General features: G+C 45.2%; 21 protein-coding genes. 13 read left to right on the top strand and 8 right to left on the bottom strand.

The window, feature by feature from the left end; genetic code table 11:
* Positions 1 to 294: 294 nt before the first annotated feature.
* The 4 genes from CI595_RS23100 to CI595_RS23085 form a co-directional block, all read right to left on the bottom strand.
* Complete coding sequence (locus tag CI595_RS23100; protein ID WP_095175976.1) at positions 295 to 1,245, bottom strand: phosphoglycerate dehydrogenase; 951 nt, start codon at positions 1,243 to 1,245, stop codon at positions 295 to 297.
* Positions 1,246 to 1,406: 161 nt separating this feature from the next.
* Positions 1,407 to 2,360, bottom strand: a complete 954-nt coding sequence (locus CI595_RS23095) for a phosphotriesterase family protein (protein WP_162291960.1) — start codon at positions 2,358 to 2,360, stop codon at positions 1,407 to 1,409.
* Positions 2,357 to 2,944, bottom strand: a complete 588-nt coding sequence (locus CI595_RS23090) for a glucose-6-phosphate isomerase family protein (protein WP_095175974.1) — start codon at positions 2,942 to 2,944, stop codon at positions 2,357 to 2,359. Before CI595_RS23090 ends, CI595_RS23095 begins: the two co-directional genes overlap by 4 nt.
* A 12-nt stretch (positions 2,945 to 2,956) precedes the next feature.
* Positions 2,957 to 3,901 (bottom strand): shikimate dehydrogenase family protein, encoded by a 945-nt coding sequence (locus CI595_RS23085; protein ID WP_095175973.1) that lies wholly within the window; start codon positions 3,899 to 3,901, stop codon positions 2,957 to 2,959.
* 364 nt (positions 3,902 to 4,265) lie between these two features.
* On the opposite strand from CI595_RS23085, the gene CI595_RS23080 reads away from it, so the two are divergent.
* Together CI595_RS23080 and CI595_RS23075 are read left to right on the top strand one after the other, a co-directional pair.
* On the top strand, positions 4,266 to 5,015 hold the full coding sequence (locus CI595_RS23080; protein ID WP_095175972.1) for a GntR family transcriptional regulator: 750 nt from the start codon (positions 4,266 to 4,268) through the stop codon (positions 5,013 to 5,015).
* A gap of 117 nt (positions 5,016 to 5,132) precedes the next feature.
* Entirely contained in the window at positions 5,133 to 6,473 is a 1,341-nt protein-coding gene (locus tag CI595_RS23075; RefSeq protein ID WP_095175971.1) for a hypothetical protein, read from the top strand.
* A gap of 33 nt (positions 6,474 to 6,506) precedes the next feature.
* On the opposite strand, the gene CI595_RS23070 is transcribed toward CI595_RS23075, so the two are convergent.
* Both CI595_RS23070 and CI595_RS23065 read right to left on the bottom strand, forming a co-directional pair.
* The gene (locus CI595_RS23070; protein ID WP_095175970.1) at positions 6,507 to 7,298 is read right to left on the bottom strand and encodes a DeoR/GlpR family DNA-binding transcription regulator; all 792 of its coding nucleotides are present in this window, start codon (positions 7,296 to 7,298) and stop codon (positions 6,507 to 6,509) included.
* Between the two features lie 183 nt (positions 7,299 to 7,481).
* Positions 7,482 to 8,273, bottom strand: a complete 792-nt coding sequence (locus tag CI595_RS23065; protein ID WP_095175969.1) for a DeoR/GlpR family DNA-binding transcription regulator — start codon at positions 8,271 to 8,273, stop codon at positions 7,482 to 7,484.
* A 198-nt stretch (positions 8,274 to 8,471) separates the two neighbouring features.
* Here CI595_RS23065 and CI595_RS23060 point away from each other — a divergent pair, with 198 nt between their 5' ends.
* From CI595_RS23060 to CI595_RS23045, 4 genes are read left to right on the top strand one after another with little or no spacing between them, the layout of a single operon-like run.
* Complete coding sequence (locus CI595_RS23060) at positions 8,472 to 9,836, top strand: family 4 glycosyl hydrolase (protein WP_095175968.1); 1,365 nt, start codon at positions 8,472 to 8,474, stop codon at positions 9,834 to 9,836.
* 24 nt (positions 9,837 to 9,860) lie between these two features.
* The gene (locus tag CI595_RS23055) at positions 9,861 to 11,375 is read left to right on the top strand and encodes a xylulokinase (protein ID WP_095175967.1); all 1,515 of its coding nucleotides are present in this window, start codon (positions 9,861 to 9,863) and stop codon (positions 11,373 to 11,375) included.
* Between the two features lie 2 nt (positions 11,376 to 11,377).
* Positions 11,378 to 12,385 (top strand): Gfo/Idh/MocA family oxidoreductase, encoded by a 1,008-nt coding sequence (locus CI595_RS23050; RefSeq protein ID WP_095175966.1) that lies wholly within the window; start codon positions 11,378 to 11,380, stop codon positions 12,383 to 12,385.
* Positions 12,386 to 12,403: 18 nt separating this feature from the next.
* Positions 12,404 to 13,444, top strand: coding sequence for an alcohol dehydrogenase catalytic domain-containing protein (locus CI595_RS23045; protein ID WP_095175965.1), 1,041 nt, complete (start codon positions 12,404 to 12,406; stop codon positions 13,442 to 13,444).
* A 93-nt stretch (positions 13,445 to 13,537) separates the two neighbouring features.
* Here CI595_RS23045 and CI595_RS23040 read toward each other — a convergent pair whose 3' ends face one another.
* Both CI595_RS23040 and CI595_RS23035 read right to left on the bottom strand, forming a co-directional pair.
* A complete protein-coding gene (locus CI595_RS23040; RefSeq protein WP_095175964.1) occupies positions 13,538 to 15,052 on the bottom strand; it encodes a xylulokinase in 1,515 nt (504 codons plus the stop codon).
* A 12-nt stretch (positions 15,053 to 15,064) separates the two neighbouring features.
* The gene (locus CI595_RS23035) at positions 15,065 to 16,057 is read right to left on the bottom strand and encodes an SMP-30/gluconolactonase/LRE family protein (protein ID WP_095175963.1); all 993 of its coding nucleotides are present in this window, start codon (positions 16,055 to 16,057) and stop codon (positions 15,065 to 15,067) included.
* A gap of 268 nt (positions 16,058 to 16,325) precedes the next feature.
* Here CI595_RS23035 and CI595_RS23030 point away from each other — a divergent pair, with 268 nt between their 5' ends.
* The 7 genes from CI595_RS23030 to CI595_RS23000 all read left to right on the top strand — a co-directional run bounded on the left by CI595_RS23030 (position 16,326) and on the right by CI595_RS23000 (position 23,998).
* The gene (locus tag CI595_RS23030) at positions 16,326 to 17,360 is read left to right on the top strand and encodes a zinc-dependent alcohol dehydrogenase (RefSeq protein ID WP_095175962.1); all 1,035 of its coding nucleotides are present in this window, start codon (positions 16,326 to 16,328) and stop codon (positions 17,358 to 17,360) included.
* On the top strand, positions 17,332 to 18,114 hold the full coding sequence (locus CI595_RS23025; protein ID WP_095175961.1) for a GntR family transcriptional regulator: 783 nt from the start codon (positions 17,332 to 17,334) through the stop codon (positions 18,112 to 18,114). The genes CI595_RS23030 and CI595_RS23025 overlap by 29 nt, the downstream gene beginning before the upstream one ends.
* A gap of 489 nt (positions 18,115 to 18,603) precedes the next feature.
* Positions 18,604 to 20,049, top strand: a complete 1,446-nt coding sequence (locus CI595_RS23020; RefSeq protein ID WP_162291959.1) for an extracellular solute-binding protein — start codon at positions 18,604 to 18,606, stop codon at positions 20,047 to 20,049.
* 101 nt (positions 20,050 to 20,150) lie between these two features.
* On the top strand, positions 20,151 to 21,065 hold the full coding sequence (locus tag CI595_RS23015) for a carbohydrate ABC transporter permease (RefSeq protein ID WP_095175959.1): 915 nt from the start codon (positions 20,151 to 20,153) through the stop codon (positions 21,063 to 21,065).
* A 4-nt stretch (positions 21,066 to 21,069) separates the two neighbouring features.
* Positions 21,070 to 21,891: a carbohydrate ABC transporter permease gene (locus CI595_RS23010; RefSeq protein WP_095175958.1), complete on the top strand. Its 822-nt coding sequence runs from the start codon at positions 21,070 to 21,072 to the stop codon at positions 21,889 to 21,891.
* Between the two features lie 20 nt (positions 21,892 to 21,911).
* On the top strand, positions 21,912 to 22,898 hold the full coding sequence (locus tag CI595_RS23005; protein WP_095175957.1) for a Gfo/Idh/MocA family protein: 987 nt from the start codon (positions 21,912 to 21,914) through the stop codon (positions 22,896 to 22,898).
* A gap of 5 nt (positions 22,899 to 22,903) precedes the next feature.
* Positions 22,904 to 23,998 (top strand): glycoside hydrolase family 88/105 protein, encoded by a 1,095-nt coding sequence (locus CI595_RS23000; protein ID WP_162291958.1) that lies wholly within the window; start codon positions 22,904 to 22,906, stop codon positions 23,996 to 23,998.
* Positions 23,999 to 24,050: the final 52 nt, after the last annotated feature.

Below are 24,050 nucleotides of genomic sequence, written 5' to 3'. Positions count from 1 at the left end.
AATGCTATTTATTCTGTCTTCTTTATTCCACCTCCTATCCTATATATGCAAATAAATAGATTGCAAATGTTATATGTGGATTATATCATCTGTAAAAAATAACGTCAATATAATTTGTTGTTATTTTGGTGATTGGGAGTGCAAATAAGGGTGGAGAAGGGTTTTTTCAGATTTACGGGGATATGTGGAAAATGAGTTGGATAGTTTGTACTTCATAAAAAATACCATTCTGCCACAGTGGTTCAGGATCATGGCAAAATGGTATTTTGTATATGAATGGATTCAGCGTCCGAATTAATTGACAATATAGGGGCAGGTTTGGTCTGTAAGTACACTTATAAGGTTTTCCACAGCCAATACAGCCATATTTTCTGCGGCCTCTTTTGTGTGGGCACCTGTATGAGGGGTTGCCACTACATTATCAAATGCCAAAAGAGGCGAATCCACAGGAGGTTCCTTTTCAAAGGCATCCAGCCCAAGGCCTCCGATCTTTCCTGTTTTCAGCCCCTCACAAGCGGCTGTCTCATCAATTATGCCTCCGCGGGATGCATTGATGAGAATGACATTGTCTTTCATTAATTGGATAGTTTCTGAATTGATCATATGTCTGGTTTGGTCTGTCAGCGGCAGATGCAGGGTGATGATTTCTGCCTGTGACAGCAGTTCCTCAAAGCCGCGGACTTCTATTCCGTGTTCAGAAGCATAAGAGGCATCCATGAAGGGATCATAGGAGATAACTTTCATGGAAAATCCCTGGGCACATCTGGCGACCACGCGGCCGATGGCTCCAAGACCGATAATGCCTATGGTTTTCCCTGCCAGTTCCATTCCTGTGGAACGAGTCCATTCACCTCTGGATGTCCGGATGCTCAGGCTGGGAATATTTCTTGCCAGGGACAGTGCAAGGCCGAATGCCAGTTCACCTACTGCCTCCGCGTTGGCGCCGGGGGTGTTGGTGACGGCAATATGATGTTCTCTTGCCGCCTTCAGATCCACCCGGTCTGTGCCGGTGCCATATCGGGAAATGACTTTCAGTCGTGGACAGGATTCGATCACCTTTTTCGTTATATTATCCAGTCCCGCGATATAACCGTCACAATCTTTTAATAAAGGGATGAGTTCTTCCTCGGTCAGAGGCCGGCCTGTGTTGTTAAAGGTTAAATTGTCTGAGAATTTTTTTAACCGCTCCAGGGCTTTTGAGTTTTTGTCTGGCTGAAGAGAGGTAGGTGTCACTAAAATTTTCATATAAACCTCCTTAAAAATAGATTATCCGGCGTAACAGTTCAGACAGGTCTGCGCATTTACTGCGCTGACCGTATGAAAAAGTAGTGCCAGCTTTATCCAGCCCATGGCGAAGCGATTTTTAATGGCTGGATGCGTAACGGTTCAGCTTGTCTGAACTGTTACTATCCGGCAAAAATACGTGCACAGTTTTTGATAGTCAATTGTTCCATATCCGAATCCGTAAATCCCTTGGCCTTAAGCTGTGGAAGAAAAACCTGTAAAATATAGTCAAGGCCGATTCCGTTCGGTGTATATGACTTCATGCGCGTCCGGGTAGTATCCAAAGAAAGAAGCAGCTGGTTTAAAAAGCCCGCGTCGGCAAGTTGTTGTATAAAATCTAATTCAGCAGAGTCGTCATGGTATTTAAAACGTCCTATTGTGTCGAACTCCAGATTTATGCCTTTTCTCAGCAATGGTATATACTTGTTTACGGTAAGGATCTTTCTGTCCATATGACAGAAGATAATCCGGGAGGGGTTGAGTCCAAGGCTTAATAAAAACTGCAGAAGACCTTCCGCATCAGCACCTTGTTCTATATGTACCATGAAAGGGAGGCCGGCTGCCTCTGCAGCTTTTGCGGCTGCTGTAAAAAGTGTCCGGTATTGCGGGGTCAGACCTTCCAGATCGAAAGCGGTCTTGATCATGCCCGCCTTGATGGAGGTGGATGTTTGAGGCGGCGTGTCATCTATATGACAATACATTCCCATGGTGATTTCGTGGATAAAAAAATGCAGCAGGGCTTTTTCATCAAAGCTACGAATCCAGTGATCAGCAGGATAAAAAGACAATTTGTGAAATCCCGTGGAGGCTATTATATGAACGCCGGTTTCCTCGGAAATATTCAGAAGCTCTGTTTCCATTCTTCCGCACCCGCCGGGCTGTGCATCCACCAGTGAATATCCGCCGGCGCGGCGGTAACGTATCACTTCGGACATACTTTTTTTTGTATCATCCATACAAAGTGCCGGATTGACCTGAAAGGGGGTTCCTCTGCGAAGCATGATATGTTCATGACACTGACAGAAGCCAAGTGCTTTCGGAGGTATAGGCCCGGTTACCGTCATAATGCTTTTCATAGGTTGTTCTTCCATTTGGGATTGGCTGAAACTATGGGAATACCGTTATCCTCCAGAATAAGTCTTCGGTACCCTTTTGTTTCTATTGTACCGTAATCATGCCCCGCATTCGCGTCGAAGGTATAGAAAAGTACAAGCGGTTCGGCGCCGGTGTTTACTGAGCGGTGTGCATACCCTCTGGGAACGTAAACTGCGTTATTTTTTGAAAGTCTGATCTCCCTGGTATCTCCGTCCCGGTTTTCCATAACCATATAGCCCTCTCCGGACAAAGTGTAATAAACTTCCGCGGTATCAAGGAGTGAGTGAAAATGTCCTTTTGTCATAAAATACTCCCTGCCGATTTTGCCGGGATATAAAATTGTGGTGCCAAACGCCAGATCTCCCTGCCGCGGGGGACAGTCAAGTTCATAAAATTCATAAATCAGAGGATCCTCCTTTTGGAGTACCAGGTCAACTGCGCTTTGGCTGCAGAACATACCGGACATGGATGATAAATAGCGTTTTGTTGTCTGGGCCGTTTTTGAAAAGCCTGTGATCAGATCAAAGTCCAGAGAAAAACCTCTGTCCCAGTCAAATTGTTTCATAAAATATTCCCCCTATCTGCAGGTATCCCTTGCTATGCTGCTTAACTGCTGTAACTTTCCGGATGTGATCTCAATATGAAAGACCTCTGCGATCACCTGTGTCCACCCGTGTATAAAATAAATCCATCCGTCCTCCACGTGCAGGTTTTTGGCCTTGGCCTGTGCTTCTGCCTGTTCCTTAAAGAGAAGGCAGCCCCTGTAATTGATTTCCCAAACCAGGCTGTCCGTTGGAAAGGAACAGGCATTGGTGAGCGGGGAGCCAGGCGCATCTTTTCCAAGTCCTGTGGCATTTACGATCAAGGAATGTGGTTTTAGGTGAGAGAGGGTTTCATCATTACATGCCGGAGTCGGATTGAGTATGAATTCAAAGCGGGTGTCTGGCTGATGTCCATCCAGTATTTTTCTGGCATGTTCTAATCTGGGAAGACTGCGGTTGGCAATGATGATCCTGCCGGGCAGATTGCCTTTGAATTTGTCCTGTGTTAAATAGATGCTCATAGCAAGAGAACTGCCGCCGGCACCTAATAACAGAACATCTCCCCCGTAAGTTTTCCAGTAGTCTGCCGGTACAAAATTTTCCAGTGCAAGGCCGCTTGAAATAGGGTCTTTGGCGTGTGCGCAAAGCCTGCCGTCCATTTTCGAGATAGATGAAACTTCACCAAGCTGTACTGCGTAAGGGTCTGCATAATCAAAAAGGTCTTTGCAGGCGTGGAATAAGTCAAGTTTGTGGGTGGTAACCAGAGCGCCCAGTGAAAGCGGATCTGATTTTATAAATTCTACAGCTTCCCTGTATTCTTCGGCCGGCGCGTGCAGCCCGAAATCCATCCCTTTGATAACCGCATTGTTCAGGCCAAGGGCCTTTGCCCATTTAGGGAAAACGGTCATTATGGAAGATTGGGAGGTAGTCACTCCAATAAAATAGATTGTTGGCATGGCTGCCGGTTCATAGTGATTCATGGTTGAGTCCTCCTTGTAAAAGAGTGATTAACTGATAATGATATTATGTAGTGACATAGTGATAATACGATAAAAGTATAATAACACATATAATGCCGATTGAAAAGTCTTTTTCATGAAAAAGTTGAATGTTGCGATATTACTATGTAGTGTGATATAATGTAACTATTCAGTAGGTCTGCGCATTTACTGCGCTGACCGTAAGAAAATGTACCACGGCCAAGCAAAAATCCCATCGCCAAAGGCGATTCTGCATGGATTTTTGCCTGTAACTGTGAGGGTACCGAACAGTTACGATATAATAACCAAAGTAAATTAGAGCTTGGTAAGAGTATTCAATGGAATCAGAGAAGTGGAGGAACCTATGCTGTTCGATAACAATAAATTGGATAAATCAGTACCAATCCCCCTTTATTTTCAATTAAAGGAGCTTATTTTATCAGAAATCAAAAGTGATAATTATAAAGACGGGGATATGATACCAACTGAGAATGAAATAAGTGACGAGTTTCAGATAAGCCGTACCACAGTGCGCCAGGCCGTGACGGAGCTGGTACAGGAGGGGTGGCTTTACCGGGTAAAGAGCAAGGGGACATTTGTTACACACCCCAAGATCAATCAGGATTTTTTGAAGAAGTTAGAGTCCTTTCAGGACCAGATGAAGAGGCTGGGCATGAAACCCAGTACCAGCGTGCTGGAGCTGAAAAAAGTGAAGGCGGATGCAGAAGTGGCAAAGGCTCTTCAGATAAAAGAAGGAGCGGAGGTTGTTTATCTTTTTAGAAAACGGTTTGCAGACGGGGAACCTATTGTGACCATTAAAACTTATCTTCCTGCAAATAACTGTTCTTTTGTCATGGAACACGATTTGGAGAAAGAGGCTTTGTATGAAATCCTGGCACAGAGGGATGATACAAAAATTTACAGGGTATCCAGGACCATAGAAGCAGTGGAAGCGGAGAAGGAAGATGAGAGACTTCTTAATCTGCCTTGCGGAAAACCGGTCCAGTATTTTATATCAGTTGGTTATAACACGGGTGGAACTCCGCTGGAATATTCAAAGGCCAGGTACAGAGGAGACAGAAATACATTTGAAATTACAGTATTCACAGAATAAAGCAGAAAAGAACGTCGTTTGGCGTTCTTTTTTTTCTTGACGAAAGAAGAAAAAGAGTATACTATGATAGAAAACAATTGAAAACGAAAGCAAACGATTAAAAATGGAGGTGCAGAGATGAGGGCAAAAATAGTTCCGGTTTATTTTCACGGGAGAAATGACAGGGAAGTGAAAGAGTACGAAGCACAACTTGAGAGAATCGGGAATTTGTACGGCAATGAAATGGAGCTTCTTGATTCCATCGAATTGGGGCAGGAGATTCCACAGGATGCAGATACGGTTCTTTTTCCGCAGCTTTTTGGTGCTGTTTTCAGGCAGAGGGAGCTAATAGAAAAAATTTCACTCCCCATACTTATTATAACTTCTGAATTCGGTACAGTGGAAATGTGGGACTGGGAGATCGTAGCCTGGCTGAGGGATGAATTATCAAAAGACGTGTTCTTCCCCTACAACACGGATATGGCAAAGGTCATACTGCGTGCCTTTGCAGTACGAAAAGTCTTGAAAAACGGAATCAATTTTCTGATGTTTCAGGATGACCCGGGGGAGGGCATGCAGGCATATCTGTTTAAAAAATTTTTCTGGTGGGATGAATCTTGTACGCGGCAGATAGAGAAAGCATTTGGAATACATATTGTCTATAAAAGCTGGAAAGAAGTAAATGAAAAAGCAGCGCGGATAGAGGACAGTGAGGCTTGGAGTTTATGGGAGTCACGAAAGGTTCCCCAGGCAGGAGTTGACAGAGAGAGCATATTAAAAGCAGTAAAGCTTTATATGGCTGTAAAGGCAGCGGCAGAAGAGGTAGGGAATGTATATGGAGTGGGAAGCAACTGTCTGAATGAATCATTTCATTCATGCACCACACCATGCCTTGCCTGGAACTGGATATATGAGTATGACCATATCATCTGGGCCTGCGAGGGGGATACGGTGACGATGATCAGTGAGTTTATCATTCACGAGACGCTCAAAGCACCTATGATGATGACCAATATCTATCCGTTTCTCATTGGCATGGCTGCATTAAAGCACGAGAAAATACAGCAGTTTCCGGATATAGAAGACCCGGATAACCATGCGCTGGGTGTTCACTGCGGCTATTTTGGGTTTGCGCCCCAGAGTTTCTGCAGCAAATGGGTCATGCGCCCAAAGGTTTTGGAGATAGTAAATAAAGATGCAGTGGTGATAGACTGTGAAATGGAAAAAGGACCGGTGACCATGGCAAAGTTAAGGCCTGATATGAAAAAGATCACCATCATAGAAGCTGAGATAGAAGATTATGTCCAGTATCCGGGAAGTGACTGCCGAAACGGTGCGTTATTGAAATATTCCAATGGCAGCGGACACCGGGTGATGGAGAGTCTCTCCTCCCATCATGCCATTATCATCAGAGGGCGGGTAACACACCTTCTGCAGCAGATGGCCAGAGTTCTGGATATAGAAACAGAAGTATTGTAGTAAAAAAGAGGATAGGCGTACTGCCTGTCCTCTTTATGCGTATAAGACCTGAATGGAATCCTGGTTCTCATCTAGGTATCTTTTGATCTTAGCATCAATACCGGAGTCTGTGACCAGTTTATTGATATCCTGAAGCCTTGCGAATTCAACGAAGCTTATCTTACCAATTTTGCTGCTGTCACAGAGAACGATTCTTTCTGTGGCTGTGCGGAGCATTGCTTTTTTGACTTCCGCCTGATTCATGTCGGGTGTCATAAAGCCCTTTTCCGGAGAAAATGCATTGGTAGCGAGAAAAACTTTGTCCACATTTAACGAGGTCAGTGCAGAGAGGGTGATGGGACCTACAGTGCATTGCTGGCCTTTTCTCAGGTTGCCTCCCAGGACAATGATATTTGCAAAGGTGTTCTGCTCCAGGAAAACGGCTATATTCAAGTCATTGACCACAATAGTCAGGTCGTCTTTTCCGACAAGATTTTTAGCCAGTTCCATCATTGTGGTCCCGGCATCAATGGCAATTGTGTCACCGTCTTCCACCAGTTGGGAAGCCAGGGCGGCAATTGCCTGTTTTTCTGTTGTATGATGTACCTTTTTATCGGCATTGGTAGGTTCATAGATTGTCTTGCTAAGCGGGATCGCGCCGCCATGCGTTCTTTTCAGGCGGCCTTTTGCTGCCAGCTCCCTCAGGTCACTGCGTATGGTGGCCGGGGATACATGAAAGTAGTCACATAAATCAGGAACCAGAAGTTTGGTGCTCTGACTGAGCAGCGAAATGATCTGTTCCTGTCTTTCTTCGGCAAACAAGGGGTGTGCTTCGGTTGATTTCATATAAAAAGCTCCTTCTGAAATATTGTATTAATTTATGATTAATTACAATGAAGTCCCTATTTTTTTCCAGAATATCACATTTTTTTTATAAAGTCAAATAATGATAATAAAAAAGGACAATATATGATTGAATATGAAAAGAAAAATAATAAAGAATAGTTGCGGGGCCGTGTACTGCGGCAATTATACATATAAAATTTCCAGTCTGTCCCTGTGGCTGGACAACAGATTTTTGGCAGTTTCATCCATGTTGCTGTCTGTGATCAATTTGTCAATATCCTCCATCTGCGCAAAAGAGATAAAGCTTATTTTCCCTATTTTACTGCTGTCGAATAAGAGGATTGTCTGCAGAGACGCGGCAATATACGCCTTTTTTAATTCAGCCTGGTGGATATCCGGTGTCATAAATCCCTTGGAAAAAGAAAAGGAATTGGTTGTAATAAAGGCTGTATCAACATTAAGTGAGCGCAGGGAAGCGGTGGCCCAGGGGCCGACTGTGCACTGCTGGCCTCTGCGCAGAATACCGCTGAGCAGAATGATGTTGGCACTGCTGTTCTGTTCCAGATACAGGGCAATATTTAAATCATTAATGACAATGGTAAGGTTCTTTTTTTCTGACAGGCATTTGGCTAACTCCAGAGTTGTGGTTCCGGCGTCCAGGATTATGGTATCGCCGTCTCTGACAAATTCCGCTGCCTTTGCAGCAATTTTCATTTTCTGCTGACTGTTGAGAGCGGCTTTTGAGGCGGCGGAGACCTCAAAACCGACTTTCTGCAGAGGTACAATGCCGCCGGAGATTCTCTTCAGCCTTTTTTCTGCCGCCAGCTTACGGATATCATTTCGGATAGTAGCTGCGGATACCTGAAAGTGCTGGCATAACTGCGGAACAGTCAGTCTGTCCTTGGTCCGCAGCAGTCGTATAATTTCCTCCTGGCGCTCTTCTGCAAATAATGGATGTTCCATATGGATAGTCATATCAAATCTCCTTACTTAAATTTCTGAGACAGGTGTTAAAATTAAAGTGAGAATAGCACAATTGACAAAAAAAGTCAACAAACGAAAGCTGGAAAGACGAAAAACAATTAAAAAAGACAATAAATATTGACAAGTAAAATAAAACGATTATAATATATGACATAAAAAGAAATTAATCAACAAGAAAGGGGAAAAGAAATGACAAATATTGTTTTATTAGGTGCGGGCAGCACATCCTTTTCCATTGAACTGCTGAAGGATATCTCAACGCTTCCATCTCTGGAAGGAAGTACACTGTCTTTGGTGGATATTGATGAAAACCGGCTGCATATGGCAGAGGCTCTTGTGACAAGATACTGCAGAGAATCAAAAATGAATTTAAAAGTCAGGGCGTTTAAAGAGCGCAGGGATGCGCTTGAGGGGGCAGAATATGTTATATGCGCTGTGAAGATCGGCGGGTACGGCCCTCTGGAAAAAGAGAGGGAGATTGCTGAGGCAAGAGGTTATTACAGAGGGATCGGGGACAGGGTATCCTGTTATTACGGGGGAATCGGCGCGTACCACCAGATCCATTTCCTGGAGGGCGTTGCCAGGGATATGCAGGAATTATGTCCGGATGCCTGGCTGGTACAGACAGCGAACCCTGTGTTTGAGGGGACAAATTATATTACCAGACATTATAACATAAAGGCAGTGGGTGTCTGCCACGGGCATAACGCGTACAAAGAAATTATAGAGGAGCTGGGACTTGAACAGGACAAAGTGAATGTGGAAGTTGTTGGATTCAACCACTGTGTTTTTATGACCGGATTTAAATACAAAGGTAATGACGCTTATCCTCTGCTGGACCAGTGGATCGAGGAGAAGGCGGAAGCGTACTGGAAAAGTGAGAAGTATTTGGACCCGGACAGGGTATTTTCAAAGGACCAGATGTCTCCGGGAGCTATAGAGGCATACCGCTTATATGGTGTAATGCCCATAGGGGATGCCGTGCGTTCCGCAACACCCTGGTGGACCCATACAGATTTTGAGACGAAAAGCAGATGGTATGGAAAGAACGGAGGATTTGACTCAGAGATCGGATGGAAGAGTTACCTGGATTCCAAGAAGGATATTCAGGCGAATTTAAGTGAGATCGTGGAATCAGGAAAATCCGTGATGGAGGCATACCGCCCCTCTGAGACAACAGAACAGCATATTCCATTTATTGATTCCCTCGCTAATGGTGTGGAGAGGACTCTGACCCTGAACGTGCCGAATAAAGGTTCTTTGAAGGGAATACCTGATGATATCCTTGTGGAGATTCCGGTTATCTGCAATGCCAACGGCATCCGTAATGTAAATATAGGAAAATTACCGCACCGGGTAATGAACGGTGTCATCCTTCCCAGACTGGCCAGAGCAGAGAGCATTCTGAGCGCGTATGAGAACAGAGACAGGGAGATGCTGGTACTCATGCTGTGTGAAGATCACAGAACAAAATCTTACGAACAGGCCAAAAACCTGGTTGACGAACTGCTGGCACAGCCGTGGAATGAGGCGGCAGATGCGCATTACAGATAATGAGAAGGGGAGGGGCGTGGAGAAATGCGGCATATTATAGGTGTGGATATCGGCACACAGGGAACAAAAGCAATGATGTTCAATGAAAATATGGACGTGATCTGTACGGCATTTTGTGGATCAAAGCTCATTTCTCCGGCTCCAGGAGTTGTATGGCAGGAGGCGGAAGAGATTTACGAATCTGTTCTGCAGACCATAAAAATGCTTGTGGAAAGGTCAGGGACCGATGCGGATTCCGTTGCTGCGATCGGTATTGATTCCCAGATGGCAGGGATCATGGGAATTGATGAGAACGGTGAGGCTGTCACATATTATGATTCCTGGCTGGATACCAGGTGTGAAAAGTACATGAATGAAATGCGGGAAAAGGCTGGTGAAAAGATCACAGCCATAACCGGCGGCCCTGTCACGTACACACATGGACCTAAAATATTATGGTGGAAGAAGGAACATCCGGATATTTATGAGAGGATTTATAAGTTCGTTCTTCCCCATGCATATGCAGCAGGGAAACTGGCAGGTCTTACAGGGCAGGAGGCATATTTTGACTATACGTGCCTGCAGTATTCCGGATTTGGGGACAATCTGAGAAAAATGTGGTCAGATGAGCTGATTTCCTTGTTTGATGTGGACAGAGATAAATTTCCCCGTATTGTGTCCCCGTTTGAAATAATTGGTGAAGTGACAGAGAAAGCTGCCCGTATCTGCGGGCTGAAGCCGGGAACTAAGATAGCTGCCGGGGCGGGGGATACCTCAGCCTCCATATTTGGGACGGGCATGTTTGAGGAAGGGATGCTTCTGGATTGTGCGGGAACGGCCTCTGTGCTCTGCAGTGTGGTCAATTCCTATAAGCCGGACATCAAACATCAGACCATGACGATGATGCGTTCCCCTGTGGATGGGCAGTGGTTTCCTCTGGCCTATATTAACGGGGGCGGTCTTGATATCAGGTGGCTCAGAGACCTGTTCTCGGAATCAGACAGCATTACATATGAACAGCTGGAGGCAGAGGCAGAACTGGTAGAGCCGGGAAGCGGCGGGCTGACCTTTATCCCTCATTTTGCAGGCAGGGTGCTTCCAAATAACCCCTATGTAAAAGGCAGTTTTATCGGACTTAACTGGAATCAGAAGAGGGGACATCTGTACCGTGCAGTTATGGAAGGGATTTCTTATGAATACCGTTTCTATCTACAGGTGTTAAGGCAGCTATATAAAGACCATGAATTCGGGGAAATGTGGGCCGTTGGAGGAGGAGCCAGGTCCCCCCTGTTTTTAAAGATCAAGGCAGGAGTGCTTGGGACAGACATTGTATCCTTGCAGACCGGAGATACGGCGCTGATTGGAAGTGCGGTCATAGCCGGTGTAGGGACAGGCATATTTGAGGATTACAGGGAACCTGTTCTATCAACCAGAAAAGTGCAGAGGAGAGTAGAACCGGAAATGAAGTACAAGGAGCTTTACAGGGAGCAAACAGAGACTTATCTGCATCTGATCGAGGCGGTTTCTGAGGTATACAAAAGAAAAGAAAGGGGGATTTGACTATGACAGGAGTTTGTCTGGTAGGGGCAGGAAGAGCAGGTATGATCCATGCCAGAAATTTTGCGTCCAGGGTACCGGGGGCCAGGATGACGGCAGTAGCAGATACGGTGCAGGCATCAGCGGAAAAGGCGGCGGAAGAATTGGGTGGGGTTTATCACACCACGGATTACCGGGAAGCGCTGCAGCGTCCGGACGTGGATGCCGTGATCGTTGTAACACCTACGAAATACCATATAGATGTTGTACTGGAGGCGGCCAAGGCGGGAAAGCACATCCTGTGTGAAAAGCCAATGGCAATGAACCAAGAGGAATGCGCGCTTATGATAGAAGCTGCAGCTAAAAATCATGTCAAACTTCAGATTGGATTTATGAGGCGGTTTGACAAAAACTTTAGGCGGGCAAAAGAGATCGTGGACTCAGGGGCCATCGGTGATGTGGTCACAGTAAAATCACTGACCCATGGGCCAAGTACACCCAGAGAATGGATGTATGACATTGAAAAGAGCAGCGGACCGCTGGCAGAGGTGAACAGCCATGACATAGATACACTGCGCTGGTTCACGGAAAGCGACGCAGTAAGCCTGCACGCCATGGCCGGCAACTTCAGATGCGGGGAAGCACGGGAGAGATATCCCGACTTTTACGACACGGTTCTGATGAATGTCAGAATGAAAAACGGAACGATTGGAAATATAGATGGCGCGCAGGGAGTCAGCTACGGATATGATTCCAGAGTGGATATTGTGGGAACAAAGGGAAATATACAGATAGGCGGACTGCAAAGCGGCACTACATTGACCTACACAAAAGAAGGTGGGATGACCGGAGATGTGGTGAGAAGCTGGATGGACTTATTTGAGGATGCCTATTTAAATGAGGATATGAGCTTTATAAACTGTATTGAAAAGGGGACAGAGCCGGAAGTGACCGGGTATGACGGTATGAAGGCAGTGGAGATCGTAAAGGCGGGCAATGAATCTATAAGGACAGGAAAAATTGTGGAGCTGTAAAAAGAAAGGGAGAATAATATGCTGGCAGCAAAATTATATGGAAAAGAGGACCTGCGGCTTGTTGAGTGCCCTGTTCCTGATATCCGGGAAGATGAGATCCTTCTCAGGGTAAAGGCGGCGGCTGTCTGTGGGACGGATTTGCGGATGATACAAAATGGCAGCAATGGTATTGACGGGAACCATCCCCGCACACTGGGCCATGAGATCAGCGGTATTATAGAGAAAAAAGGAAGTTTGGTTTCCGGATATGAAGAGGGGATGCATATCTGTGTTGCGCCGAACATGGGATGCGGTATCTGTGACCACTGTATTGAAGGCAATACGCATTTGTGTTCACAGTACCAGGCATTTGGAATCAATATAGATGGTGGATTTGCAGAATATGTGAGAATACCGGGAAGAGCAGTCAGCCAGGGAAATCTTATGATACTGGATGAAAGCGTGAACTTTTCTGACGCGGCATTGCTGGAACCTATGTCATGTGTATTGAATGGGCAGAGCAGGATGAAAATGAACCTGAATGATACGGTCCTTATTGTTGGGGCAGGCCCGATAGGGGTCATGCACGCGCTTCTTGCCAGAGCAAGGGGGGCCTCCAGGGTGTTTATAAGAGATTTATCTGAGGAGAGGATGCGTCAGTGTAAAGAGGTGTGCAGGGAATTTGTTCCGATGTATGGGGAAGATCTCAAAGAAGAGGTTATGAAACAGACAGGCAATAAGGGCATAGATGTCTGTATTGTAGCCTGTCCGTCCGGAAGGGCACAGGAGGAGGCGCTGGAACTTATGAGTATGAACGGCAGAGTTCTCTTTTTCGGAGGGCTTCCTCAGGGAAAAGATAAGGTGCTTCTTTCGAGTAATCTGATTCACTATAAGCAGCTATCAATTTTTGGATCCACCAGGGCGAATGTTGCCCAGTATCGGTCTGCGGCTAAAATGGTAGAGTACGGAAAGCTTGAATTGTCAAAGGTCATATCCAGGGAATATACACTGGATCATATACAGGAAGCAGTTGCCTATGCTAAAAGCGCTCAGGGATTAAAAACAGTTATCACCTTTTAAAAGGAAAAACCGGAACGGCAGAATGATTTTGATTTTTGCCGTTCCGGTTTTATTCATGACAATAGATAATTGGCTGATCATGGGTCCTATTCTCTACATTTTTTTAAAGACAGAATATAAAGCGAAATAACATTCGTCAAATAATTCCCTGGCATGTTCATATACCGCACTGTTTTCAGGTATCGGCTGGTGTACGGAACGGATCTGAATGAATTTTTCCACTGCGTCGAAGTTATGGAACAGGCCCACACCTACGCCGCCGGTTACCGCGGCTCCCATGGAGCCTGCCTCGTCCAAAAGCGAGGGGACCGTTAAGGGGATACGAAAGATATCCGCCATGATACTTCTCCATACGCCTGCCTTGGCGCCGCCGCCCAAAACCATGATCTCTTCAATTGAAATGTGGCTTTTTAAGATATCCAGGATGATGGAGAGATTCATAGCAACACCCTCCATGACACTTCTTAGCATATCACCTTTGGTATTTTCCGGTTTCAAGCCAAGAAAGACCCCCTTGGAATCCGGGTCCCAGCGGGGGGCACGTTCCCCGAGCATGTAGGGTAAAAACAATACGCCGTTGGCGCCCGGAGGACTTTTTTCAATCTGTCGGTTCATATAATCATAAGGGGACTTGCCATCACGTTTGGCGTCATAGCATTCCATCTGGCAAAGTGTGTTTTTGGCCCAATGATAGGCACCTGCCGCATACTGCATGGTTCCGTTGGGGGCATACAGGCCTGGCACCATATGGGCCCAGGTCACAGTGCGCATCTGCTCATCAAATACAGGTGTCTCCGAAGCTGTGGTGATCCATGCCGAGGTCCCAAGGCAGCAGTAAGTTTTTCCGGGGCGTACAGAGCCTGCGCCTACACTGGCGGCAACTCCGTCACCGCCTCCCATGACTACAGGGGTCCCCTCAGCCAGTCCGGTTTCCGCGGCCGCCTTATGGGTAACAGAGCCGGCTATAAAAGTGGAAGGCTTCAGGTCGGGAAATTTTTCCGGGTCAAGACCGGCATAAGACAAAAGTTTTTCAGACCATCTCCAGCCCAGGATATCGTAACAACCGTTGCTTTGTCCATCAGAATAATCCGTAAAGAATTTTCCGGTCAGCTTAAAAACGATGTAATCTTTAGCGTTTAATGTTTTATATGTCTGTTCATAGATATGAGGCTGATTGTCACGGATCCACATCAGTTTCTGCATTCCGTAAGATGCGGTATTGCGGTGGCCTGTTATTTTGTAAAAGTCCCACTGGGATATCCGGGTTTCCATATAAGCGGCTTGTTTCTGGGCTCTCTGATCTGCCCATATAATGGCAGGGCGCAGAGGGGTCCCCTTTTTGTCCACACAGAGGCATCCAAGCATCTGACCTGAAAAAGAGACCGCAGCAATGGAAGCAGCGGGTATTTTGGCATCCTCAAGCAGCAGACGGCTGCTTTTGCATACAGCCGTCCACCAGTCATCTGCATTCTGTTCTACCCAGGTGGAGTTAAAATAATGAGTATCATAGGGAACAAAAGCACTGGAAGCCAGTTTACCTTCTGCGGAGAACAGTGTGGCCTTATTTCCGGAAGTTCCCAGGTCGTGAGCTAAAATATATTTTTTCATATAGAAAACTCCCTAAGGTTCCACCTCCAGCATACTCATAGTAGCGGGAAGTTCATGTGCCGTGTTGACCTTGTCACCGCCTGTCACGCAGTCGAAACAGGAGACAATGATTCTGCCGTCCCAGAAGCAGGGCTCTCCGGGCTGGTCCAGCTCCCCGTTAAAACCATCCGTGTCGGGACTTTGCGCAATACGGGTGATCGTCCCGTCAGGTGCGATCTTAGCAATTGCATTTACAACGAAATCGGCCACATAGATATTCCCGTATTGGTCAATGGTCATACCATCCGTGGAGCGCAGGTTATCCGGGTCTTTGGCAAAAGAACGGTTTTCTTTTACACTGCCGTCTTCATGGAAGGTTATCCTGAAGACTTCGCCATCCCCGAAATTACCCACATACAGGTTTCCCTGGTGATCAAAAACGATGCCGTCCAATCCGTATTGGTCCTGGGGATTGTAAGTTTCGTAGGTAAGAAAAATATTGGGATCCTCCAGTGTGTTTGTCACATCAATATCCTTGTCATCCAGATGAAACCGGTAAACACAGCTCAACGCATTTCCGCTTTTGGTTTTTACCTTTTCCATTGTACTCTGTGTCACATACATATATTCTCCCTTAATTCTGATGCCATTGGGATGTTCCATGTGTTTTGCCACTACTGTGACTTTTGAAACACGTCCGTTTTCAAAATGAACTCTTAGGATACGCCCCTGGCGTATAAGTTCCGGTCTGCCGGTCCAGCCCTGATTGTCCACAATATACAAATCTCCGTCAGGCCCGAAAGCAATTCCCATGGAACGTGCTTCCCCGGTCTCCTCATTAAGAGGAACATCAAACCATTTGGTCACATGGCCTTCTTTGTCAATGCGGCAGATACAGCTTGGCATGGACATGTCCGCAAAATTGGGACAGGATAAGATCATATCTCCATTTTTATCAATCTCCATTCCGTCCGGTGTACTCACATACGCTTCCGGCAATAAAGTAAATAATTTAGGTGTCTGCATATACAATGCCTCCCTTTTAAAGTGTTTTTATCAAAGTGTAGTAAACAGTGTCAGATTACAATACAATGCTATGTTATTACATTACTATGTTATGAAGAATATGATAGCACAGGTTTTTGTTTTTGGAAAGAGAATTTTAAATTATTTTCTAAAAGAAATAAAATGATTGACAATTTATAGGTCTACACGTATAATTCAGCTTAAATACATAGTTAAGTAATGACATAGAGACATAGTGATGTAAATATGACAATGTGAGGAGAAAAACATGAAAACCTTAATAGTTAACAGAGATGGAGGTTTGGAGATCCGTGAGGTTGAGAGGCCTTCCATTACACCGAAACAGGCACTGGTGAAAATGATAAGCTGCGGTGTGTGTAATGGAACGGATGCAAAGCTGATACATCATAAATTTAAAGGCTTTGGGGAGGAAATGTATCCCCTTATGCTGGGTCACGAGGGCGTTGGTGAAGTGGTGGAAATCGGAAGTGAAGTGACCTCTTTTTCCATGGGGGATAAAGTCCTGCTGCCTTTTGTGGATGCAGATCCGGAAAAGTACAAAGGGCTGCATTCAGGCTGGGGTGCATTCAGCGAATTTGGGGTGGTCCATGACCCTGCAGCCTATCCGGCCGGGACAGCACCTGATTGTGCATATGCCCAGACCGTACTGCCGGAGGGGATCGATCCGGTGGATGCCAGTATGATCATTACCCTGAGAGAAGTGTTAAGCTCCATCAAACGGTTTGGCATGAAAGAGAATCAGAGTGTAGCTATATTCGGCTGCGGACCTGTGGGACTTACCTTTATCCGGTTTATGAGTCTGTTGGGAATTTATCCGATTCTGGCGTTTGATGTTGTACCGGAAAAGCTGAAGGAGGCAAAATCCTGCGGAGCTGCATATGTGTTCAACAGCAGGACAGAAAATGTGAAAGATGCAGTAAGAACTATATGTCCGGAAGGCGTACAGCATGTGGTGGACGCAGTCGGTATCAGCTCTTTGATCACACAGGCAATGGAACTTATCTGTGATACAGGGCAGATCTGCTGTTATGGGATCGCACCAAATCTCAGCATGGAGCTTGACTGGAGTAAAGCTCCTTATAACTGGAAACTGCATTTTCAGCAGTTTCCTTCCAAGAAGGAGGAAGGGGAAGCCACAAACCAGATCCTGGCATGGATTCAGTCAGGAGCCATTGACCTGAAGGATTATATATCGGATTATTTCAGGTTTGATGAGATCCTGGAGGCATTTGAAAGACTGGAGGAAAAAAAGATTGCAAAAAAAGGAATCATTGTGTTCTGATATATTTCTGGGGGACAAACAACTGGACCGCACGGTCCCGATTCCTCTTTACTTTCAGTTGAAAGAATTAGTATTGAATGAAATAAAAGAAGGAAGCTATGAGAGTGGGGCAGCCATCCCTACGGAAGCGGAGCTGAGCGAGCAGTTTGGAATCAGCAGAACAACGGTGCGCCAGGCAATTGTGGAGTTGGTCAATGAGGGGTGGCTTCACAGAGAAAAAAGCAAAGGAACGTTCATATGCCGTCCGAAGATCAACCAGGAGTTCGTACAGAGGCTGGAGCCTTTTAACCAGCAGATACGAAGAGGTGGGATGGTGCCTAGAACTGAGGTATTGCGGTTTGAAAGGATTTGTGCACCTGAGGAAGTGAGTAAAGCGCTGGAAATTCCGGAACAGGAGGACGTGATCTTCTTATACCGCCGCCGTTTTGCGGATGAAGAACCCATCGTTACAGTTAAAACCTATCTTCCCTACAGGGGATGTGAATTTTTATTCCAATATGATTTTGCGGTAGATTCCCTGTATGAGGCCCTGGGAACCAGAGGGGAAGGAATGAAGATATACAGGGTTCACAGAAGCATAGAGGCGGACCTGGCGGATGTATGGGATGTAAAATATCTGGATATCAGAAGAGGGAGTGCTGTGCAGCTTTTTTCATCCACGGGATTTAATGCGTATGACAGGCCTTTGGAGTATTCCATTGCCAGATACAGAAGTGACAGAAACAAATTTGAAGTGAATGTTTTCATAGAATAATAACAGTGAGAAGGCTTTGCGGCAAAACCATATGGATTTTTTATGGGTAAGCGGCAGAGCCTTTTCCTATTAAGTGCAAGCGAATTTTTGCTGTATGATTGTAAAAAGTGACATACGAAAGTATGAAAATAGAAGATGACTATGAAATAATATTAAATGATTATTGAATTGAATTATATTTTTTCGTTTTTTTTCATAAATATATTGATTTTTTCGTTCTCTTTTGGTATATTATAATCAATACATTGCTATGTTTAAATAATACTATGTAGTAACAAAGAGACTTTTAAAGCATGAGAAAGGAGAGAAAGGACACAATTTAGTGAAACAGTAGCAAGTGACAGTACGTGATAAGTGATAGAACGATGGCAACGCGCCAAGTGGGAGCCTGCTCACATTTGGCAGCTGCGGCAGAAGGATGGATGGAAAATCCATAACTCTGGGAAAATGATAAGACAAACGATTAAAAATCACAAGGAGGATCTACATATGAAAAGAAAGTGGGCAAGTGCAGTGATAGCCTCTGCTATGGCAGTTATGATGGTAACGGGTATGGCCGGATGCGGCAGTGATGAATCCGGGAAAACAGATACACCTGCGGCAGAAGAAACAGGGAGTACAGAGACACCGGAGGAGACAGAGGAACCGGATGCCTCGTCGGGAACTTCAGACAGCAAGGACGCTGTGACTATTGTTTATAATACAAATAACGGCGATATGGCAAAATGGGATTTGGAAGGGCTTTATGACGGAGAGATCAACTGGGTTGGCTATGCGGAGAATGAACTGGATAATAAAATTCTTCTTGAAATGACAACAGGCGCTCAATCTTTTGATATGGCTATCACCCCTGCCTCCGGTGCCAAACAATTCGGGTCCCTGGATCTGTTGGAAGCTTTGGAGCCTCTTGACGACATGGACGATATATTTGAAGGAAACGTGGAGCAGCACAGTCTGGGAGAAGATTTATACGGTTATCCGCTGACAGGTGATGCGATGATCATGTATGTGAACACTAAAATGTGGGAGGAAGCAGGCTATACGGAGGAGGATGTGCCGAAGACCTTGGAAGAGTACCGTGAAAAGGCCATCCATCTGACCATGGATTCCAGCGGCAAACGCGGAGATGAAGAGGGATTCAACAAGGACGATATTGTGCAGTGGGGCACCATGTTTATGGGCGGTTCCGTGGTAGGAAATCCTTACGAGCTGGGGACCTTTGCGTATTCCAACGGAGCCAAATATATTGAAAAAGATTTCGACAATAACTCATGCGAGGTTGTGTGCAATTCCAAAGAATTTGTTGATACTCTGCAGTTCATTAAGGATTTATCAGATGTTGACCATGCAATGCCGGAAGGTTACGTGGGATATGACTATAATGAAGTGGACGCACAATGGATCTCCGGTAAGATTGGGTTGTTTATCAACTGGCCATATATGCTGGACCGCTGTGAGGGCACAGATATGGAAGGAAATGTGAAAGTTTACGGTCTGCCTGCAGGTACCAGCGGAAAAGGGATCTCACCCTTAGGCGGCTGGTCTGTGAATGTTTTCAAGGATGCACCTCATAAAGAGGAAGCGTTAAAAGTAGCTAAGATCCTGGCATCCAAAGAAGCCAATTTTAATTACTGCGCATTACAGGGGTCATCTACAGCAAGAAAATCCGTTTTGGAACAACAGAATGAACAGTATAAACAGGACGGAAAAGAAATGCGGCTTGCTGTAAATGAAGCATACTATGCATCTGTACAGAATGGTGTGGAAATGGATCTGGCACAGACCAATGCAGCTTCCACAGACTGTCAGCAGACGGCGGCTCAGTATATTAATATGGCGCTGACCGGTCAGATTTCCTGTCAGGAAGCAATGGATCAGTTGAAACCGGAATTGGAAGAGATTTTGGAGACAAATGACTATATGCAGGGAAATTAAACAGTAAATAAATACTCCTAAAAGTACGGGTGGGTGTGGATGATATCCGCACCCACCTATAGGATAGGGAAGAATGGTGAAGAATATTGAGTAAAAAACGTATGAAAAGTACAAAACAGGTAAAAGACGAAAGATTTGGCTTTCTGATGACAGTACCGGCAATGATTTTCCTGGCACTTTTATTTGTTTTTCCGATTATCTATTCTTTTGGAGCCAGTTTCACTGATTACAGGCTTGTTGGCCAGAGGAAGATTTCCTTTATTGGGCTGAAGAACTATATTACTGCATTTACGGATCCCAATTTTTTTAATTCTGTAAAAGTTACACTGACGATTACAATCGGCGCATTGGTGGTTGAATTTATTCTGGCCTTGTTAGTGGCAGGACTGATCGTTAATATAAAAAAGGGACAGGGGTTCCTCAAAACAGTCTACCTGATCCCTATGATGGTTGCCCCCACAGTGGCAGGTCTTTTGTTCCGTTTTATGCTGAACGATGATTTTGGTCTTCTGAATGTCATCCTAAAGTCGCTTGGAATCATCTCATCGAATATACACTGGCTGACAGACAGTAAGATTGTATTGGCCAGCATTATATATGTAGATTCCTGGACAACCATACCATTCATATTTCTTTTAATGTACACTGGCCTTTCTTCTGTCTCCGAAGATGTGGTTGAATCAGGGAAGATCGACGGGGCAAATAAAATCCAGATTTTTTTCAGACTTCAGATTCCAATCATAAAACCTACGCTGATCATTGCTCTTGTCATCCGCTTTATGGATGTATTCAGGATATTTGATTCTATCTATGTGCTGACAAAAGGCGGTCCGGGAAAAGCTTCAGAATCCCTTTCCCTGTTGATCTATAAGACAAATTGGAACAAATATAATGTGGGATATGCATCGGCGTTGTCTTATATTATGCTGATCTTCATGATACTGGTAGCACTGGTCATCCAGTACATTGGCAGGGATAAAGACGAAATCAGGACGCACAGGAGAAGGGGGAGATGAGGATATGAGCAGACAAAAAATAAGAACATGGATAATTTATCTCATCTTAATAGCTGCAACAGTGATCGTGCTGGTGCCTATTATCTGGTTGATCATCACTTCCTTTAAGCCGAGGGGGGAAATCTATATGCCGTCCATGCCCAGTAAATGGGTGCTGGATTCCTATACGGAGCTGCTGCAGAATTTTTCATTTGACAAGTATTTTAAGAATTCTCTGATAGTTGCCAGCCTGACAACTGCACTTGTATGTATTGTAAGTATTCCGGCTGCATATGGGTTTGCAAATTACAGATACTGCGGAAGCAGAAAAATATTTACGGGCTGTGTATTTTTAAGGATGTTCCCGTTTATTACTCTTCTGATCCCTCTGTACATATATATATCCAGACTGGGGCTTATGAATACAAAGCTGGCACTTGTAATCGCAAATACTACATTTAATCTTCCCATGAGCCTTTGGATCATGGAGGCTTGTTTTCAGGGCCTGCCCCATGAACTGATTGACGCAGCGGCAATTGACGGGGCCTCCAGAATGAAGACGTTTCTGCAGGTTATGCTGCCTGTGTCAAAACCATCCATTGCTACAATTGTCATCCTTACATTTTTGAATGCTTGGAATGAGTTTATGTTTGCGTTTATCTGTACATCCAGTGAAAATGCAAAGACAATAACAGTGGGAATGACTATGCTGACACAGGAAAAAGGGATCCGATGGGATTTGATGGCAGCAGCAGGCTCCCTGTATATTATTCCCATGCTGATCATAGTGATCATATTCCAGAAAGCCATTGTGCGCGGTATGACTTTAGGTTCTGTAAAAGGATAATTAAAAACGGAGGTGTGTAGATGAAGATCGGATTTTTGGGGGCGGGTAAAATAGCGGCGGAAATGGCCCGCACAATTAACGGACTGAAGGGTGTGGCAGAAGCCTATGCGGTGGCAGCCAGAGAATATGACAGGGCAAAGCAGTTTGCAGATACATACGGATTTGCCAAAGCTTATGGTTCTTACGAGGAGATGCTGGCAGATGAAAATGTAGACCTGGTATATATATCCACGCCTATAGCCATGCACTATGAACATGTAAAGATGAGTATTTCTTATGGGAAAAATGTACTGTGTGAAAAGGGATTTATGCTGAATGCTTCTCAGGCAGAGGAGGTTTTCCAGTTAGCAGAGGAAAAGGGCATTCTGCTCACAGAGGGCATATGGACACGTTACATGCCTAGCAGAAAGATGCTGGAGGGAATTCTGGATTCCGGTGTGATCGGGAAAGCTACATCTCTCTGCGCAAATCTGGGATATTCCCTTGCAGATATAGAACGTCTGCAGGATATAAAACTGGGAGGCGGCACAGTATTGGATCTGGGTATCTATACCGTTAATTTTGCATGCATGGTTTTTAGAGACAAAGTGGAAAAGGTGGCTGCAGCCTGTACGAAAACGGAACGGGGCGTGGATGGCCAGGACAGCGTGACTTTGATCTTTGAAGGCAGTAAAATTGCAAGTTTATTCAGCTCATTTTTAGTCCAGACCGACAGAAGAGGTGTGATATTTGGAGATAAGGGATTTGTGGAGGTGGAAAATATCAATAACTGCGAAAAAATAACGGTCTATGATCTGGAGCGGAATATGATAGAAGAATATGCAGTACCTGAACAGATAACAGGCCTGGAATATGAAGTTTTATCCTGTAAAAAGGCGCTGCTGGAGGGACGGCTTGAATGTCCGGAAATGCCCCACAGTGAATCTCTGCGCATGATGCAGATCATGGACGAAATGCGCCGGCAGATGGGCATCATTTTTCCGGTGGAACTACAGCAGGAGGGATGAGTGATATGCAGGAAAGACGGAATGTGGAAGTTTTTGCCGAACATCTTATGCGGAAGTATCCCAGGGCAGATATGTACCCTTATAAAAGCTGGTCTTATCCTCAGGGATTTCTGCTGTGGGGATTTATCCGGCTATATGAGAAGACTGGCAGGGAAGAATACAGCAGATATGTAATGGATTACTGCAGGCAGCATGTGGATGAGGAAGGTAAGATTTGTCTTTTTACAGGCATCAGTCTGGATGATATTATGACGGCGTCTGTCATTGTATGGGCCTATCATTTCACAGGGGACATCAGATATAAGAAGGCGTGTATGCAGGTAAGAGAAGCCTTCAAAGATTACCCGAGAAATCCAGATCATGGGTTCTGGCACGGAAAAGACCGTCCAGGTGAAATGTGGGTGGACGGGTTGTTTATGGGGCTTATGTTTTTGGTGCGTTATGGAAAATACGTGGAGGAGGAATCCTACTGCTATGGTGAGACGATCAGGCAGCTTAGCATTATCTTTGATCGGTGCCAAAAGGACAAGACAGGGCTGCTTTACCACGCTTACAGTGAAGGGAAAAAGGCTCCATGGGCCAGTAAAATAACGGGATGTTCCCCGGAAGTGTGGAGCGAGGGACTGGGATGGTATGCCTTGATCCTGGCTGAAGTATTGGCAGTTATGCCTGAGGAATGGGTGAAGAAAAGTCTCATTAAGGAGCGGTTTGTGCTGCTTGCGGATTCTCTTTTGGATGTACAGGACGAAGGATGTGGACTGTGGTATCAGGTGGTGGACAAACCTGGTTTTCCAAGGAATTTTCATGATACATCCGGCAGTGCCATGTTTTTGTATATGCTGAAAAAGGGGATGGATTTAGGAGTATTGCAGGGAGAAAAATATGAACAGAGTGTCAGGAGAGCGTATACAGGGATACTCTCCAAATGTGTAACCGGCCTGGATGGGTCGATTCATGTGTTAGACGCCTGCAATGGCTTATGTGTGCAGGATCATTATGATATATATGTGGATTACACAAAAACTGTGGATGCACAGGAGGCGGTTGCCGCTGTACTTTGGGCGCTGGCGGCTGTTGAGCTGGGGACAGACAGCATATAGGGGAGAGTAGTGATCAAAAAAGAAAGAGTTCGCCATATCAAAAAGGCTGAAC

The sequence above is a fragment of the Blautia hominis genome, assembly GCA_002270465.1.
Lineage (GTDB): Bacteria > Bacillota > Clostridia > Lachnospirales > Lachnospiraceae > Blautia > Blautia hominis.
The sequence above is the reverse complement of the archived record's forward strand: the minus strand, read 5'-3'. Positions and strand labels throughout refer to the sequence as shown.